This window comes from Streptococcus pseudopneumoniae (assembly GCF_001072665.1).
GTDB classification, from domain to species: domain Bacteria; phylum Bacillota; class Bacilli; order Lactobacillales; family Streptococcaceae; genus Streptococcus; species Streptococcus pseudopneumoniae_S.
The window spans coordinates 23778-39499 of sequence record NZ_JVJI01000121.1 but is presented as its reverse complement, the minus strand read 5'-3'; the positions used below and the strand labels follow the sequence as shown (position 1 = coordinate 39499).

25 protein-coding genes, 1 tRNA gene and 2 pseudogenes are annotated in these 15722 nt (G+C 37.1%); 2 read left to right on the top strand and 26 right to left on the bottom strand.

Annotation, left to right across the window (positions count from 1 at the left end):
- The 24 genes and pseudogenes from ADH52_RS07970 to ADH52_RS07850 form a co-directional block, all read right to left on the bottom strand.
- A pseudogene (locus tag ADH52_RS07970) lies at positions 1 to 216 on the bottom strand (hypothetical protein); the annotation flags it as partial.
- A 53-nt stretch (positions 217 to 269) separates the two neighbouring features.
- On the bottom strand, positions 270 to 590 hold the full coding sequence (locus ADH52_RS07965) for a hypothetical protein (RefSeq protein ID WP_239668894.1): 321 nt from the start codon (positions 588 to 590) through the stop codon (positions 270 to 272).
- A 43-nt stretch (positions 591 to 633) separates the two neighbouring features.
- Entirely contained in the window at positions 634 to 882 is a 249-nt protein-coding gene (locus ADH52_RS07960; RefSeq protein WP_049510865.1) for a hypothetical protein, read from the bottom strand.
- Between the two features lie 46 nt (positions 883 to 928).
- The gene (locus ADH52_RS07955; protein WP_049510864.1) at positions 929 to 1306 is read right to left on the bottom strand and encodes a hypothetical protein; all 378 of its coding nucleotides are present in this window, start codon (positions 1304 to 1306) and stop codon (positions 929 to 931) included.
- Positions 1307 to 1344: 38 nt separating this feature from the next.
- A complete protein-coding gene (locus tag ADH52_RS07950; RefSeq protein WP_049510859.1) occupies positions 1345 to 1752 on the bottom strand; it encodes a hypothetical protein in 408 nt (135 codons plus the stop codon).
- Positions 1753 to 1847: 95 nt separating this feature from the next.
- A complete protein-coding gene (locus ADH52_RS07945) occupies positions 1848 to 2510 on the bottom strand; it encodes a DUF6572 domain-containing protein (RefSeq protein WP_049510858.1) in 663 nt (220 codons plus the stop codon).
- A gap of 159 nt (positions 2511 to 2669) precedes the next feature.
- The gene (locus ADH52_RS11085; protein ID WP_239682101.1) at positions 2670 to 3293 is read right to left on the bottom strand and encodes an Imm59 family immunity protein; all 624 of its coding nucleotides are present in this window, start codon (positions 3291 to 3293) and stop codon (positions 2670 to 2672) included.
- A 53-nt stretch (positions 3294 to 3346) separates the two neighbouring features.
- Positions 3347 to 3697, bottom strand: a complete 351-nt coding sequence (locus ADH52_RS07930; protein ID WP_049510857.1) for a hypothetical protein — start codon at positions 3695 to 3697, stop codon at positions 3347 to 3349.
- A complete protein-coding gene (locus ADH52_RS07925; RefSeq protein WP_049510855.1) occupies positions 3697 to 4071 on the bottom strand; it encodes a hypothetical protein in 375 nt (124 codons plus the stop codon). Before ADH52_RS07925 ends, ADH52_RS07930 begins: the two co-directional genes overlap by 1 nt.
- A 17-nt stretch (positions 4072 to 4088) precedes the next feature.
- Positions 4089 to 4448, bottom strand: coding sequence for a hypothetical protein (locus ADH52_RS07920; protein WP_049510854.1), 360 nt, complete (start codon positions 4446 to 4448; stop codon positions 4089 to 4091).
- Positions 4449 to 4493: 45 nt separating this feature from the next.
- Positions 4494 to 4895, bottom strand: coding sequence for a hypothetical protein (locus ADH52_RS07915; protein ID WP_049510853.1), 402 nt, complete (start codon positions 4893 to 4895; stop codon positions 4494 to 4496).
- A 41-nt stretch (positions 4896 to 4936) separates the two neighbouring features.
- On the bottom strand, positions 4937 to 5272 hold the full coding sequence (locus ADH52_RS07910; RefSeq protein WP_049510852.1) for a hypothetical protein: 336 nt from the start codon (positions 5270 to 5272) through the stop codon (positions 4937 to 4939).
- Positions 5273 to 5361: 89 nt separating this feature from the next.
- Positions 5362 to 5835 carry an SMI1/KNR4 family protein gene (locus ADH52_RS07905; protein WP_049510851.1) on the bottom strand — a complete coding sequence of 158 codons (474 nt, stop codon included), beginning with the start codon at positions 5833 to 5835 and terminating at the stop codon, positions 5362 to 5364.
- A 52-nt stretch (positions 5836 to 5887) separates the two neighbouring features.
- A complete protein-coding gene (locus tag ADH52_RS11815) occupies positions 5888 to 6550 on the bottom strand; it encodes an Imm59 family immunity protein (RefSeq protein ID WP_049510850.1) in 663 nt (220 codons plus the stop codon).
- Between the two features lie 3 nt (positions 6551 to 6553).
- Positions 6554 to 6892: an Imm59 family immunity protein gene (locus ADH52_RS07895; RefSeq protein WP_049510849.1), complete on the bottom strand. Its 339-nt coding sequence runs from the start codon at positions 6890 to 6892 to the stop codon at positions 6554 to 6556.
- Positions 6893 to 6942: 50 nt separating this feature from the next.
- Positions 6943 to 7485: a hypothetical protein gene (locus ADH52_RS07890; RefSeq protein ID WP_239682120.1), complete on the bottom strand. Its 543-nt coding sequence runs from the start codon at positions 7483 to 7485 to the stop codon at positions 6943 to 6945.
- Between the two features lie 30 nt (positions 7486 to 7515).
- Entirely contained in the window at positions 7516 to 7899 is a 384-nt protein-coding gene (locus ADH52_RS07885; protein ID WP_049510847.1) for a hypothetical protein, read from the bottom strand.
- Between the two features lie 12 nt (positions 7900 to 7911).
- Positions 7912 to 8334 (bottom strand): hypothetical protein, encoded by a 423-nt coding sequence (locus tag ADH52_RS07880; protein ID WP_049510846.1) that lies wholly within the window; start codon positions 8332 to 8334, stop codon positions 7912 to 7914.
- A gap of 221 nt (positions 8335 to 8555) precedes the next feature.
- Positions 8556 to 8627, bottom strand: a tRNA-Arg gene (locus tag ADH52_RS07875).
- A 42-nt stretch (positions 8628 to 8669) separates the two neighbouring features.
- A complete protein-coding gene (gene rplS, locus ADH52_RS07870; RefSeq protein WP_001068669.1) occupies positions 8670 to 9017 on the bottom strand; it encodes a 50S ribosomal protein L19 in 348 nt (115 codons plus the stop codon).
- 118 nt (positions 9018 to 9135) lie between these two features.
- On the bottom strand, positions 9136 to 9465 hold the full coding sequence (gene crcB, locus ADH52_RS07865; RefSeq protein ID WP_049510845.1) for a fluoride efflux transporter CrcB: 330 nt from the start codon (positions 9463 to 9465) through the stop codon (positions 9136 to 9138).
- Positions 9459 to 9833, bottom strand: a complete 375-nt coding sequence (gene crcB, locus ADH52_RS07860) for a fluoride efflux transporter CrcB (protein WP_049510844.1) — start codon at positions 9831 to 9833, stop codon at positions 9459 to 9461. Before crcB (ADH52_RS07860) ends, crcB (ADH52_RS07865) begins: the two co-directional genes overlap by 7 nt.
- On the bottom strand, positions 9830 to 10096 hold the full coding sequence (locus ADH52_RS07855; protein WP_020902342.1) for a chorismate mutase: 267 nt from the start codon (positions 10094 to 10096) through the stop codon (positions 9830 to 9832). Before ADH52_RS07855 ends, crcB (ADH52_RS07860) begins: the two co-directional genes overlap by 4 nt.
- A gap of 115 nt (positions 10097 to 10211) precedes the next feature.
- A complete protein-coding gene (locus ADH52_RS07850; RefSeq protein WP_001162125.1) occupies positions 10212 to 10655 on the bottom strand; it encodes a flavodoxin in 444 nt (147 codons plus the stop codon).
- Between the two features lie 103 nt (positions 10656 to 10758).
- Here ADH52_RS07850 and ADH52_RS07845 point away from each other — a divergent pair, with 103 nt between their 5' ends.
- Positions 10759 to 11694, top strand: coding sequence for a DHH family phosphoesterase (locus ADH52_RS07845; protein WP_049510842.1), 936 nt, complete (start codon positions 10759 to 10761; stop codon positions 11692 to 11694).
- Between the two features lie 95 nt (positions 11695 to 11789).
- Positions 11790 to 12032, top strand: a complete 243-nt coding sequence (locus ADH52_RS07840) for a type B 50S ribosomal protein L31 (RefSeq protein ID WP_000710764.1) — start codon at positions 11790 to 11792, stop codon at positions 12030 to 12032.
- A 113-nt stretch (positions 12033 to 12145) separates the two neighbouring features.
- Here ADH52_RS07840 and ADH52_RS11335 read toward each other — a convergent pair.
- Both ADH52_RS11335 and carB read right to left on the bottom strand, forming a co-directional pair.
- Positions 12146 to 12301, bottom strand: a pseudogene (locus tag ADH52_RS11335) (divalent metal cation transporter); the annotation flags it as partial.
- A gap of 238 nt (positions 12302 to 12539) precedes the next feature.
- Positions 12540 to 15716: a carbamoyl-phosphate synthase large subunit gene (gene carB, locus ADH52_RS07835; RefSeq protein ID WP_049510841.1), complete on the bottom strand. Its 3177-nt coding sequence runs from the start codon at positions 15714 to 15716 to the stop codon at positions 12540 to 12542.
- Positions 15717 to 15722: the final 6 nt, after the last annotated feature.

Here is a 15722-nt window from a genome sequence, read left to right as displayed (position 1 = left end):
ATGCCCCTTATATTGAATCTCATAATGAATACTGTATAGATAGTCTAGCTCTTCCATCTTGACGTTTTTAGAAAAGAAATCATCAAATTCCTCTCCCCAAGAATCTATATAATTGCTAAACCCTCCATCTTTTGTATCACTAGTCAGGACAATCCAATCATTATTACTAAGACCTTTTGAAACATTATATTTTTTACCCCGATAAATCGCAATCATTATTCACTCCTATTTCAATACCTTCCAACCTTATGAAATCTCTCATCAGTTACCTAGACTTTTAATAAGTTGCCAGTTCTCTCTAGCATTAAAGAGAATTGCTCATTTCTCATTTTCATGTAAGCAGCGTCCGAATCAAAAACATAAAAATCCGATAAATCATCTCTTGGGAAAAACATACTTTTGTACATTTTTCGAATTTGCTCTATACATTCAATTGGTAGTTCAGGATTTTCTATATTCTCTATGATTGCTATCATATTTTTCAGCGTCTCTATAAAACACTTAACATTATGCTGTTCCTTGTACTCTGATAAAAATTCTATTAATTCAGTTAACGAATCTGTTAATTCTTCTTTTAAATTGGTCATCATGTCATTCTCCAAAATATTCTTTACTCATTAATAGAAACCGAGCTTATATTCGACATCTATATTTGACTATCTCATAAACTTTCTCAATAGCTTCTTCTTCATTTTTAAAGGAAGCAATTTCAATCAAACTCTGACGCTCTGACACTTCATATACCAGAAATTTATTTGATTTCGAATCCAGAAAATACCCTATTGCGAACTGCTTTAATGCTTTTTTGTTTAGATAGACTGTATGATATTTAAGCTTACTTCGATGACACTCTAAAAAAGTAAGTAACTCTTCTTTTGTCATTGTATTTTCTCCGTTAGTTTTATGACTTCTTAAATGAAGGTGATGTTTAGGTTATTTCCTTATTTCTTCTTTCTCCATATTTAGGATCAATGATACTAAATAAGCGAATTTGTTCTACTTGAAGAAGGCTATTATAACGTTCAAAATCTCCATTAGCATTAATCCATGCATTCTTTGATGCTATTCTAGTAACATATGATTTCAAAAGATAATAAAGAATATCTCCCTTATTATCAAATTTTTTCTCAGAATTTATTTTGCCACGTTCGACACCAACAATGCAGTAATGATCACCCTCTAAGTAAATAGTACGTCCTTCCGGTAAGAATAGAGATGGTTTTTCTTCTGAAAATAAGTCCGACGGATTCAGATTTGTTTCCCCTATTTTTAATAGTAACTCTATTAATTCTTGCTTTAACTGCATTATTTCTACCTCATTCCACTGTTTGTAAATAATCAATACTAACTAAACAAGAATAGAATACTGGTCTCTCCTGATTTTGTATCAATATATGATATTATTTTCGCAAAAGAGGTGTTGAATTTAGTAGAGTATGTACTCTTTTCAGAATATCTACCATATTGTTTTTCTAACCACTTATCCTGTATTCCTTTTATATCTTGTAGTTTATATTCAAACATATTCGAATAACTTATTGGCTCATTTGATTGATAAATACTTAACTTTAAAGATTCAAGAATATTATTTTGAAAATTAAAATCTGCCCAAAATTCTAATCCTTCAATCTTGACGGGAGATTTTAACATAAATATATTAGAACTTTCTTCTTGTTGAAGATAATTTTTAAAATTATTATAAAATAGTTCTTTTGTTAAGTGTTTGTTGATAACTGTATTATTTATAATCATTAGAATTCCTGATTATCTCCTATTTTCAGCTGTTTAATAAAAGTTTTGATAATCTGTTTTCATTATATCACAAAAAGAGAGCGTTTCCGCTCTCTTTACCGCTGCGGTAATTCTGCCTTCAGGCTCATATCTGTAGGTTGTAACACCTTCTGAACCGCTGCGAGAAAGGCTAAACCGTTATCAGACGGAGAATACTGGAATGTGATATGGATGACTTTTTGGTCAAAGTTATCACCGTATCGTTCCACATACTGTTTACTTTCGAGGAAGTGAATGTAATTATTAATTTTTTCTTGCAGAATTTCCAGATGTACTGCTTCTATTTCTTCCTCCCAGCCAATTAGATCCACAAGGAGTAACTCTAAATGACTATCTACAACACCAATAGAGTCTAGTTCGCTAGGTTTCAGTTTTGAAACGATAACTTGTGTGACGATTTGATTAAATTCTTCAGGAGAAAATATTTTTTGGTTATTAGATAAATCATTAAAAATTAGATCAGGATTATTTCGTATAAAAATTTTGTCTGACTCTTCTTGTGTATATTGCTTTTTTGATTCCCAAAATCCGAAATTAGCATAATTAATTAATTCTTCACCATCATGTTCTCCTGCTAAATAGCTATCCACTGCTTCTTTGGGGATTTCTTGAACTACTTCTGGCATGGTAATATTAAAAGTTGGATAACGCAAGAAATACTTGTCACCATCTTGACAGATTTCCAACATATCTTTTTGACTTACATAAATTGATTCCATTCTTATCTCCTTTGCCTTTTACCAAATGTCTACTGATTATTTCTTCCCTAAAACACATTTATCTTCTCTTTTATACTAACCAAACTTTAGCTAGTTCTCAATGACCTAGAAAGCTAAACACATCTTTTACAAGGTTCGCATATCCTGTCTCAAATTAAATCATTTTCCTTCCTCGTCCCATAGTGGTGAAGGATAGGGGTGTGAAAGGCCAAGTTCATTTGCCAACTGTTCCGCATGAACTGTCAGACTAAGAATCTTAAAGAATTCATCCCATGCTTCCTTCATCGTATCAAACTCCCATGTTTTCCCCACAATATATGAGCGTTCATCCCTACTGTTAATTTGAAACTTGTTATCTTTAAAAAACAAATGTGTTGCCCATGGTTGCCTGCTATCTTCATCAAACAAGACATAAGACAAGCTTTCAAGACCTCTTTCTTTAATCTCCTTTTCCACTATATTTTTCAAAGATTCGATATCGATTTCTGGTTTATCCCATAGTGGGGAAGGATATTGTGGCACCCAGCCATTGGAAATATAGTAATTATTTCTTGAAACGGTATGGTCTAACAATTCCAAAAATTTTTCTTTTGCATCAGGAAAATCAGAATACTCAAAAACTCTTCCTTTTCCAGCCCTATCCCTTGTTAAATATACCTCATACTTATGAGTTTGAGGATTGAGTTCAATTCTCGTTTCCCACTCCCAGGGATTATGGTCATTGAAAATTGAAAATCTCAAACTATCATAGCCTAGTTTTTGAATCTCCGATAAAAGCTCCACTCGTTCTTGCTCTCTATTAAACATTGTTCCTTTTCTCCTCTAAGATTTTGAGACTATAACCATCCCTTGGCTTTCAAAAACTTGTCTGGAATTCGAAGTTCAATCTCTGCCATGATCCCTTTTAAGTAGCTGTCCCAATCTGTTATTTGGCTATACACAGCCGGCTCTTTAGTGATTGATATCTTCACTTCTTTTGTCAAAACAATAAAAAACTCACACATGTCATTTTCATAATGAAATTCAATTGCGAAGTAATCATAAGCTTTAAATTCTATTTTAAAAGTTTGATGACTGGGTTCATCAACTATATCGTACATACACCATGTTTCAATTCGCTTGGTAAAAACTCTATCCAATATATTGCAGAATTCATACGCTAAAATATCCATTTCATTTTCAAACATTACAAGATACCTCTTCTTTTATACCATCCCTTAGCTTTTAAAAACTTGTCGGGAATGCGGGACTCAACTTCTATCATCAGTTCTTTCAAGTATTTATCCCAGTCTCTAATCTCACTATAAAAAGTAGGTTTGTCTCTTTCGTTCAAGTCAGCACCTAAACGATCACCAATAGAAATTGTAAATCCACAAAAATCAGCTTCATAGCTAAACATCATAAAGAAATAATCATACGCTATAAATTCAAGCCTAAAACCTCTATACTGTGGATATTCAACAACATCCACAATTTTCGGCTCAGTTATACGGTCACCAAATACACTTTTGATTTTTTCTCTCGTTTCTTCTGCTAGTCGAAGCATTTTATTATCTTCCATTCGAATACTCCTTTTTCTCATAGCCATCCCTTGGCTTTTAAAAACTTATCTGGAATCCGAAGTTCGAGCTCATCCTTGATTCCTTTTAAATAGCTGTCCCAATCTGTTATCTGGCTATATACAGCAGGCTCTTTCGTTATTGATATCTTCACTTCTTTAGTCAAAACAATAAAAAACTCACAGAGATCATTCTCATAATGAAATTCAATCGCGAAGTAATCGTAAACCTTAAAGTCTAATTTAAAAGTTTGATGACTGGGTTCATCAGCATAATCGTAACCTGCAATCGTATCCACTCTTTCTCCAAATATTTTCCTTATTTTCTTTCTAGTTTCTCTTGCGAGTTCTAACATATCGTTTATTTCATTCAATTCCATAATATCATTCTCCTCAAAGACATCATTTCTTTAATATCTATTTGGTCAATTCTTTAATAAAACTTCTGCTCTATCTGAATCTAGAAAGTCTTTCAATAGTTGCAAGGTGCGTTCGATAGACTTTTGATCACGACCATACACTCTTTTTATACTTTTACCATTGATCAACTGCGACAACAATGTAACTGAAAATCTCTGTTCATCCGTTTGAGTGAACCAAATGTTAAATAAGCCACCCTTTCCTGCTTCCAATTGCCTATTTTTATCGGTTGATGAAATCCCTATTGTCATATGATAACCATTATACATGAACGGAAAATTAAAATTTTCATCATCCCTTTCATTAATCGTAATTGTATCAAGATCAATCGAAAAAATTTTCTCTAAAGCTTGTTTGACATTCTGATAACCCAAACTATCTCTTGTAGATAAGTAAACTTCGCTCATGCATTAGTCCTCCACATATTTCTGAAATTCTCAAACTTCTATTATTTTGATATAGCCATATCAACTATTTTTCCCATTTTTATATCGATTTTTAACCTTCTGGCATAAAAATCAGTCACATAAAGCCAGCCATCTCTCAAAGTCATCTGTTCAAACGGATAACTATTATTACTGTATCCACTATTATCTATCGTCCAGACTACATTTCCACTCGCATCAATCCTTAAAATGTTATTCTTTTCACTCTCATTATCAATAGGAATCTCCAATAAAACAATAAATTCATCACCATGTTCAATTACATTTCGGATTTCAAATTTAAATGATTTTATAACTTTACCATTTACTATTAGCTGATGTTTTTTATATTCTACCATTGTATCAACCTTTCATCTGAGAATTCCTACCTTAATCAGTCTTTTATTCGTTTCTTCGGATTCGTGTTAAGTTAATATCCATCACATAGCTAATCCTGTAGCATTACTAAAAACTCTGTGAAGTTGTTCGCTACAAATTCTACAGCAGGTTCTAATTCATAAGATTCTTCATGATACCAGATACAAATACTCGGATTTGCAGTATTCTCCACATAGTTTAGACAAAGAAAATCACCACCGAACAATGCTGCTATGGGGATTAGTTGCATTCCAACATAATCTTCATCAAAGACAATGCGCCCTTCCAATTGTGTACTCACAACTCCGATATCATAAGCCTCTTCTTCCTTCTCACCTGAAATAGCTAGTATAGCTAAAAATCGATCGATTACTTTCTCATTATTCCCAAAATGAAAATAACGTTTTGACGGAATCAATCCATTCTCATTCTTTATAAATTCCTTATAATCATCAGGCAGTTTAACCCTCCACGCTACTTCTCTTTCCTGTAATAGCGCATCAGTTGGCAAGGGGTAGATAATTGCTTGTTCTTTCTGAGTCATATTTTTTACTTCTTTCTCTATTTAAAATCTTTATACTACTAGCTCTGAAGAATTAATCAGTCTCTTCCTTGTCCCACAATGGAGAGGAGTACATATAACTTCCTCTGTTTGCTACATCTCTTCGTCCTTCACGAACTGTAAAATCTAACAGCTTGAAAAATTTCTCTTTTGCTTCCAAAAAATTAGTAAATTCAAATGTTTTTCCCATAATATAAGACCTATCATCTCTACAATTTACCATAAACAGGTTATCCCTAAAGAACAGATGAATCGCGAAAGGAGTAGTATCTTTTTCATTAAATAAAACATAGACTAAAGATTGGTAGTTCTTTTCGCTAATGGATTTTTCAATTATTCTCTTATAGTTTTCAATAATCTCTCTTGAAAGAGTCTCAGAACCGTCCCATAATGGAGAAGAATACATCTTATCCATTCCTTCCTGAACATAATAACGATTGAAAAAAATAGTATCTCCCAAAAATTTTAAAAATTTCTCTTTTGCTTCTGAAAAGTCTGTAAAGTTGAAAATTCCCTCCTTACTTGCTCTATCCACGGTAGCATAGACATTGTAAACTTGCATAGAATCGTCAAAGTCGATTACCACTTCCCATTCTCCAGGACCATATTCGTTAAAAATAGAATATCTCAAACTTTCGTATCCTAAATCTTGAATGGCTGACAACAGTTCTAAACGTTCTTGGGCTTCGTCTCTCATCTTCTAGTCATCTCCTTTTTCATCCCACAAACTACATGAATAGTAGGGTGAATCTCCATTCTGTACAAAATATCTGTTCATTTCGATAAAAGACTCCATTAAATTAAGAAAAAATAGCTTTGCCTCTTCAAAATTGTCAAACTTCCTTGTTTTCCCCATTATATAGGTCCGGTCGTCCCGACTATTTACCATAAACTTCCCATCTCGATAGTATAGATGTATGGCCCAAAGTTGACTACTATGCTCATCAAATAGAGCATAATAAAGATTTTCAAAGCCTTTTTCTCTGATTTCTTTTTCTACATCTTGTTTTAACAAATCTAAATTCAAATTATTATTCATATTATTGTCCCAATTAACAGTTTATCTATAGAGTGTCACAAGTCCCATCACTATTTCACAATAATGGAAAACCGCTCATTCTTTTGATATTTTTGATTGAATCTTTCCAGTTGCTTCATTGGTTTTATTTTAACAAGACCGTTTGGGAAAGTGATGCTGTCGTTCAATTCCTCTTGATAATCTTTAATTCCTTTAGCAATTGCTTGGGTAACTCTCGAAGTACGGATTGTAAAGCTAGCTATATTTTTTTCTTGCATAAAAAGGATTGCATCAAAAAACAAAACCGAAATATACAAATCAACTGCAGAACGCTGCGATAGATCTATAAGACTGCCTTCTAATATATCTTGAATCTTATCAATATCATTCTGCTTGTAGAAATACTCAGCTAATACTTGGCAAATGTCTGTTGGAAAAGCATCTGGTACAGAGGTCGGAGGCTCTATGCGATATCTTTTTTCACCTCGCAAAATCCCTACAACATTGCCAGCTTGGATAGCTTCTAACAAGAGTTTTCTGTAATTTTTCATTTGATAATCTCTCTTATCTCCAATTTCGAAAAGGCTTAGTTTGTTCTCTCCAAAATTTATCATTTTGGAGTTATCAAGATTAGTTTTCGCTTTTTAATCGCTACTCGCTAGAATTTCAGCCCCTTCAGGTAACATTTTTTCCAGTTCAGCCTTTTTGAATAACCCTTGCGCTTTAGGATTTCCTCTTAAAGCTTCTGGATATTGCCTCCAGAAATTTCTATTAGCTTCTTCTTGTGTCACGTTCGGTGGCCAAGAATCGTTTTGAACCTTACAAGATACTTCAAGTAGCGTTCTCTCTCCACTCTCTAATAAGACAAATAACTCATTTGGTAATTCATAGACAACTAACCAAGACGCTACGGTCCCTTCTTCTGAAACTAAATAATACTTGTCCTCATTTTTCCAGATTGACTTCCCGTATCCTTCAATTTCTTCAAACTGGATAACATCTTCCCATTCTAGTTTTGTTGGTTTCATTTTATACCTCTTTTACTTAAGTGGCGAAACATAATCATCTGGAAGTTTCCCCATTGATTCTATCCATTGTTGTTCGGCTTGAGGAATAAGTATTTCAAGTTCTTTATTACTAAAAAGCAACTGATTTTTACGGTTTGATATCAGCACAATTGGCTTTTCTCTAGCTCTATTTTTTCTTATTTCGTTTTTTTCTTCTTCCGTTGGTGGCCAAGAATCGTGCTTAATCTTCCAAGATACTTCGCTTAGTGTTCTTTCCCCACTATCTAATAAGGCAAACAGCTCATTTGGTAATTCATAGACAACTAACCAAGAAACTACGGTTCCTTCTTCTAAAACAAAATAATACTTGTCCTCATCTCTCCATATGTGCTGACCATAACCTTCTACTTCTTCAAACTGGATAACATCTTCCCATTCTAGGTTTGTAGGTTTCATTAGTATTTCCCTTTTCTTATATCTCTTTTAAACTAAACTTGTAGAGCATTCATAGTATTTTTAATTTGGTATTTCAGCATGATAGAACTACCTTAAAAATCAATGTTAACGTTTTCCATTATTATACCATACAAGCGCTTGATATGAGGGGTTTGCTAGCGAAAACTAACAAAAAAACACTGATTTTTCAGTGTTCCTTTTGTTTCTTTACGCTTCTTGAACGCCCCCTGCAGGAATCGAACCTGCAACTACTCCTTAGGAGGGAGTTGTTATATCCATTGAACTAAGGGAGCTAGATAAAAACTCTGCTGAATGAGCAGAGTTTTTTAGTCGAATTAACGACGGATTTCTTTGATACGAGCTGCTTTACCTTGAAGAGCACGCAAGTAGTACAATTTCGCACGACGTACTTTACCGTAACGAACAACTTCGATTTTTTCAACACGTGGAGTGTGGATTGGGAAGATACGCTCAACACCTACACCGTTAGAAATTTTACGAACTGTGTAGTTTTCTGAGATGCCTGCACCTTTACGTGCGATAACAACACCTTCAAAAATCTGGATACGTTCACGGTTACCTTCGACAACTTTCGCGTGTACACGAACAGTGTCACCAGGACGGAATGATGGGATATCTGTACGAAGTTGACCTTCAGTCAAGCTTTGGATTAATGGATTCATTTTATTCTCCTATCTTTGTCAATCTTGAGGAATCTTCCTCAGCGGATAAACTGTATTTTTGTGCGTCCATTACACACAAGATACAGTTTACCAAATTTCCACCTAAAAGTAAAGAAATTTATAGCAGAATTCCTAAAAAAATCGCAACCAAACCACCTAGGTAGGTCAAAGTCAAGTAAGAATAAAAAACCTTCCTATCACTTAACAGTCTTTGGAGTTCGTCATTCAAGGTCGAAAAAGTTGTTAAACCGCCACAAAAGCCAGTTGCTAAAATAGCATAGACTTCCTTGGATTCCACATGATTATAGAATAATCCAATCAAAAAACAACCTAGAAGATTGGCTATGAGCGTTCCGAGGGGCAATTTAGATGCTTGATTATAGCGGGAAAAGAAATACCGTACGAGCGCTCCTAAGCCACAAGCAATTGCAAGATAGACGATTACCATTTCTTCCTCCCTAGAAAATATGCCAAGAATAGGCCTCCACCAATGCTCAAAATCAAATACATGATCAAACTAAGATAACGCCCTGTATCCAGTAGTTTCACAGCATCAAGCATGAGACTGGAAAAAGTTGTCAGACCCCCACAAAAACCAGTCCCCAGTGCTAAAACCAAGCCCTTACTAGTCCCCTTATAAACCAGATAACCCTTAACAAGATAAACCAAGCAGAAAATGCCTAGATAGTTGACAAGAAGGGTTCCCCAAGGAAAATCTGGACTGGCTGGTAACCAAGTGGAAACCAGGTAACGAACCAGTCCACCCAACATGGAAGCTAGAAAAATCCCTAGCGGATAAAATTGTTCTTTTTTCATTTGATGTTTTGATCCTGATAATCACGCGAACGTTTGAGTATGTCCGAAAACGTTGCGACAATAGTCTCCTGATAACGCTTGTCCTCTACACGACTTCTAACCTTTTCAAAAATAATTGCTTCTCTCTTGGTATCTAAAATCGGTTTACCTGAAGCCTTCTTATAAGCGACAACCCCTTCAACTAAGTGCATTCGTTCTTCTAAGAGCTTGACGATTTGGTCGTCGATTTGATCAATTTCTTGACGAATAATATCTAAATCCATACAGTCTCCTCCTTTATTTGAATTATTGTATCAAAAAGCCACCAAATAGGCTAGTAAAATCCCAACTCTCGATAAGAAAAATGCACTGATTGATTACATCAGCGCACTTTTATACTTATCCTACTTTAGCAGCCAATTCTTCTGCGAATTGTTCCAAGCGTTCAATATCTTCTTCCTCGGCAGAAAGATCAACTTTAACACATTCTGAACCTTTTTCTGCTCCTGTCGCTACAAAAACGCGGTCAAAGTCATCGACAGCCTTACAGAATTCATCGTAGAAGGTATCTCCTGATCCGACCACTCCGTAGATTTTGCCATTCAAGTTGAGGTCAGCTAGGTCTTCGTAGAAGTCCATCATCTCATCTGGCAATTCTCCATCACCATAAGTATAGGTCGCAACGATAGCAATGTCTGCTTCCAAGAAGTCTGAAGCGTCAACAGTTGTACATTCATCAACATCGACATCCAAGCCCAAGTCACGTAATTTGTCTGCTACAATATCTGCAATTTCTTCGGTATTACCGGTCATACTGGCAAATACAATTTTTGCTAATGCCATATCGTCCTCCTCAATTTATCTTTCTCCATTATATCACATCTTTTTCATTTTAAAAATAAAAATTCTTGTGCTACAATGAAATGAGAAAGAATTGAGGTTATTTATGGAAATTTGCCATCAAATTTTAGAAAAAATCAAAGAATACGACACGATTATCATCCATCGTCATATGAAACCAGACCCTGATGCCTTGGGAAGTCAAGTGGGATTGAAAGCTCTTCTCAAACATCATTTCCCAGAAAAAACTATTAAAGCCGTAGGTTTTAATGAACCAACTTTGACCTGGATGGCGGAGATGGATCTTGTTGAAGATAGTGTCTACCAAGGGGCACTTGTCATCGTCTGTGATACGGCTAATACTGCTCGTATCGATGATAAGCGCTATAGTCAAGGTGATTTTCTCATTAAGATTGACCACCATCCAAATGATGATGTATACGGTGACCTGTCTTGGGTCGATACTAGTTCAAGTAGCGCTAGCGAGATGATTACCCTATTTGCCCAAACAACTCAACTGGCCTTGTCAGATCGCGCTGCTGAGTTACTCTTTGCAGGAATCGTTGGTGATACAGGTCGTTTCCTCTACCCTTCTACCACTGCACGGACCCTCCGCCTTGCTGCTTATTTGAGAGAACATAACTTTGACTTTGCAGCTCTCACTCGAAAAATGGACACTATGAGCTACAAAATTGCTAAACTTCAAGGCTACATCTACGACCATCTGGAAGTGGATGAAAATGGTGCAGCGCGCGTTATCCTGAGTCAAGAAGTCTTGAAACAATTCAATGTTACCGATGCTGAAACTGCCGCTATTGTTGGAGCGCCTGGTCGTATTGACAGCGTCAGTCTCTGGGGAATTTTTGTAGAACAGGCTGATGGCCACTACCGTGTTCGCTTACGTAGTAAAATCCATCCTATCAATGAAATTGCCAAGGAACATGATGGTGGAGGCCACCCTCTAGCAAGCGGTGCTAATTCCTATAGCCTAGAAGAAAACGAAATCATCTATCAAAAGCTAAAAAACTTGCTTAAAAACTAATAAAATACTTGCCAAACTTTTCAGAATCTGATAGACTAGTATAGTAACAATCTATGGCTCGCAAAGAGACCATGGCAGAAAGGAAATATTGCAAAATGAAAAAAGATATCCATCCAGAATATCGCCCAGTTGTCTTCATGGACACAACTACTGGTTACCAATTCCTTAGCGGTTCAACAAAACGCTCTAACGAAACAGTTGAGTTCGAAGGCGAAACTTACCCATTGATCCGTGTGGAAATTTCATCAGACTCACACCCATTCTACACTGGACGTCAAAAGTTCACTCAAGCAGATGGACGCGTGGATCGTTTCAACAAAAAATACGGTCTCAAATAATGATAAAAAGAACAGTTTCGACTGTTCTTTTTTTTCTTCTTTTTATGAACCAATCACTACTACTTTCTATTTGTCAACCATCACGCTGACACTATAATTGATCTCAAACGGAGTTAAAAAATATCGAAAAGAAGCTTGATATTGAGAATGGTCAAGATGATTGAAACTACGTAGCCTAGGATTGTATTCCACTTAGCATTGGTAAATTATCCCATCACTGACTTCTTAGAGGTCAGATAAATTAAGGGAAAAATCTCGAATGGAAGAGAGACCTTTTTGTAAGAAGACATCGGAATATTCACTTCCTAATCTTGTCTTTACCTATTTTATTGATTGTTTTTGAAAGAAATGTTGAAAATAGTTTTCTATTTCCAATTTATTCTTATTATATTAAATTTTGAAATGATTCTTAAGGAAAGCATGATAGTTAAAACAAGCAGAATCAGTATTGCAAAAAACCAGCGTTTTCTGACGCTGGCCTTTAAAACTGTGAAAAATTTTTCTCAACTAGATCGCTTCTGTAACAAAACTACGACTTTCCAATACTTTGAGCATAGCATTAGCTGTATCTAGGGCTGTGAAGAGTGGCACTCCGTGTTCAATGGCTGAACGGCGAATTTGCTCACCATCTTCGTCAGCAGTTCGTTTTGTTCCAACTGTGTTAATGATAGCTTGAATTCTTCCTTTACGAACAAAGCTTGGAATATCCTTATCGTCATCACCAATCTTACCAACAGGTTGGGCTTGCAATCCATGACTGGCAAAGAAGGCTGCTGTCCCTTCTGTCGCAAGGATTCCATAGCCAATATTTTGGAAACGACGAGCCAAGTCCAAGGCTTCTTCTTTGGCATCATCAGCGATGGTAAATACAACGTTACCAAAAGTTGGCAAGTGTAAGTAAGAAGCTTCAAAAGCCTTATAGAGAGCTTTTTCTAAAGTCGTATCAGAACCCATAACTTCCCCTGTTGACTTCATTTCAGGACCAAGTAAGCTGTCTACCTTAGCTAGTTTGGTAAAGGAGAAGACAGGTGCCTTGATATGAACGCGAGTACTTTCAGGGTAAAGTCCATCTTGGTAGCCAAGTTCTTCAAGTTTTTGATCAAGAATGAGCTTGGTTGCTACTTGAGCCATAGGGATATTGGTTACCTTAGAAAGGAATGGCACCGTACGGCTAGCACGTGGATTGACCTCAATAACATAGACTTTTTCATCCTTGATGACAAACTGGATGTTCATCATTCCAAGGCAGTTAAGACCGATTGCTAGGCGTTTAGTATAGTCTGCGATTGTTTCTTGCACCTTTTGTGACAAGGTTTGTGGTGGGTAAACGGCCATTGAGTCACCTGAGTGAACACCAGCACGTTCAATATGCTCCATGATACCTGGGATGAGGACATTTTGTCCGTCTGAAATGGCATCAACTTCGCATTCTTGCCCAACGATGTAAGAGTCAACAAGAACTGGGTGGTCTGGACTAGCCTTAACAGCAGTTCGCATGTAAGAACGAAGGTCTGCTTCGTTTTCAACGATTTCCATGGCACGTCCACCAAGTACATAAGATGGGCGGACAAGAACCGGGAAACCAATCTTGCGAGCCGCAAGAACTGCTTCTTCTTCATTGGTAGCCGTTTGTCCTGGTGGCTGTGGAATATCCAATTCTTTTAGGGCTTGCTCAAAGAGGTCACGGTCTTCGGCACGGTCTAGGTCAGCAACCTGTGTCCCAAGGATGGGCACACCTGCTTTTGCCAATGGCTCCGCAAGGTTGATAGCTGTTTGACCACCGAACTGAACGATAACTCCCTTTGGTTGTTCCAAGTCAATGACGTTCATAACGTCTTCGAATGTCAATGGCTCAAAGTAAAGCTTATCTGATACAGAGAAGTCTGTTGAAACGGTTTCTGGGTTTGAGTTCATGATGATAGCCTCATAACCAGCAGCTTGAATAGCCTTAACCGAGTGAACAGTTGCGTAGTCAAACTCGACCCCTTGACCGATACGGATTGGACCAGAACCTAGAACTAGAACGGATTCCTTATCAGACTTGATAGACTCGTTTTCCCAACCATAGGTTGAATAGAAATATGGCGTTTCAGAGTCGAACTCTGCAGCACAAGTATCGACCATCTTATAAACTGGAACAATCTTGTTTTCCAAACGAAGTTGGCGAACTTGGTCAGCTGTCGTTTCCCAGAGTTCAGCAACCTTACGGTCTGAAAATCCATTTAGTTTAGCTGTTTTCAGGACATCGACATCCTGAGGATGTGCGCCCAACTCCTGCTCAATTTCAAAGATGTGCAAGAGTTTATCAAGATAGAAGATATCAATCTTAGTCAATTCAGCAATTTCTTCTGGTGTGTAACCACGGCGAATAGCTTCTGATACATAGAAGAGACGATCATCTTGGGCTTTGACAACTTTTTCAATCAAGGCATCATCAGAAACGCCTGCAAGTTCAGTCATTTCATTGTGGTGAACGCCAATTTCAAGTGAACGACAAGCTTTAAGAAGCGACTCTTCGATGTTACGACCAATCGCCATGACTTCTCCAGTCGCCTTCATCTGAGTACCCAGACGGCGCTCACCCTTTTCAAACTTGTCAAATGGGAAACGTGGAATCTTGGCAACCACGTAGTCAAGGGCTGGCTCAAACATGGCATAGGTTGAACCTGTAACTGGGTTGATAACTTCATCCAAGGTCAAACCGACAGCAATCTTAGCAGCCAATTTGGCAATTGGATAACCTGTCGCCTTAGATGCAAGGGCTGACGAACGTGATACACGAGGGTTTACTTCGATGACGTAGTACTTGAAGCTGTGTGGATCAAGAGCCAGCTGAACGTTACATCCCCCTTCAATCTTTAGGGCGCGAATAATGCTCAAGCTCGCATCACGTAGCATTTGGTTTTCATAATCTGACATGGTTTGGGCAGGGGCAAATACGATGGAATCCCCTGTGTGAATCCCAACTGGGTCAAAGTTTTCCATGTTACAAACAACCAAAGCATTGTCAGCTGAGTCACGCATCACTTCGTATTCGATTTCCTTGAAACCTGCAATCGAACGTTCAATCAAACATTGGGTCACAGGTGACAATTTCAATCCATTTTCAGCGATTTCACGCAATTCTTCCTCATTAGCACACATTCCACCACCAGTACCACCAAGTGTAAAGGCTGGACGAACGATGACTGGGTAGCCAATTGTCGCTGCAAAGGCAACTGCTTCTTCGACTGTGTTGACAATTTCAGATTCTGGAATGGGTTGGTTGAGTTCTTCCATCAATTGTTTAAAGAGGTCACGGTCCTCCGCTTGGTCGATGGCAGATAGTTTAGTACCCAGAAGCTCAACACCAAGCTCATCAAGGATACCATTTTTAGATAATTCCATGGCCATGTTTAGACCTGTCTGACCACCGAGTGTTGGTAGCAAGGCATCTGGACGTTCCTTACGAAGAATTCGTGTCACAAACTCAAGTGTAATCGGTTCAATATAGACCTTGTCCGCAATCTCCTTGTCCGTCATGATGGTGGCAGGGTTTGAGTTAACCAAGACAACCTCATACCCTTCCTCTTTCAACGACAAGCAAGCCTGGGTCCCAGCATAGTCAAACTCAGCAGCCTGACCAATAATAATCGGACCAGAACCAATCACCATAATTTTTTGAATATCAGTACGTTTAGGCATAGTTTA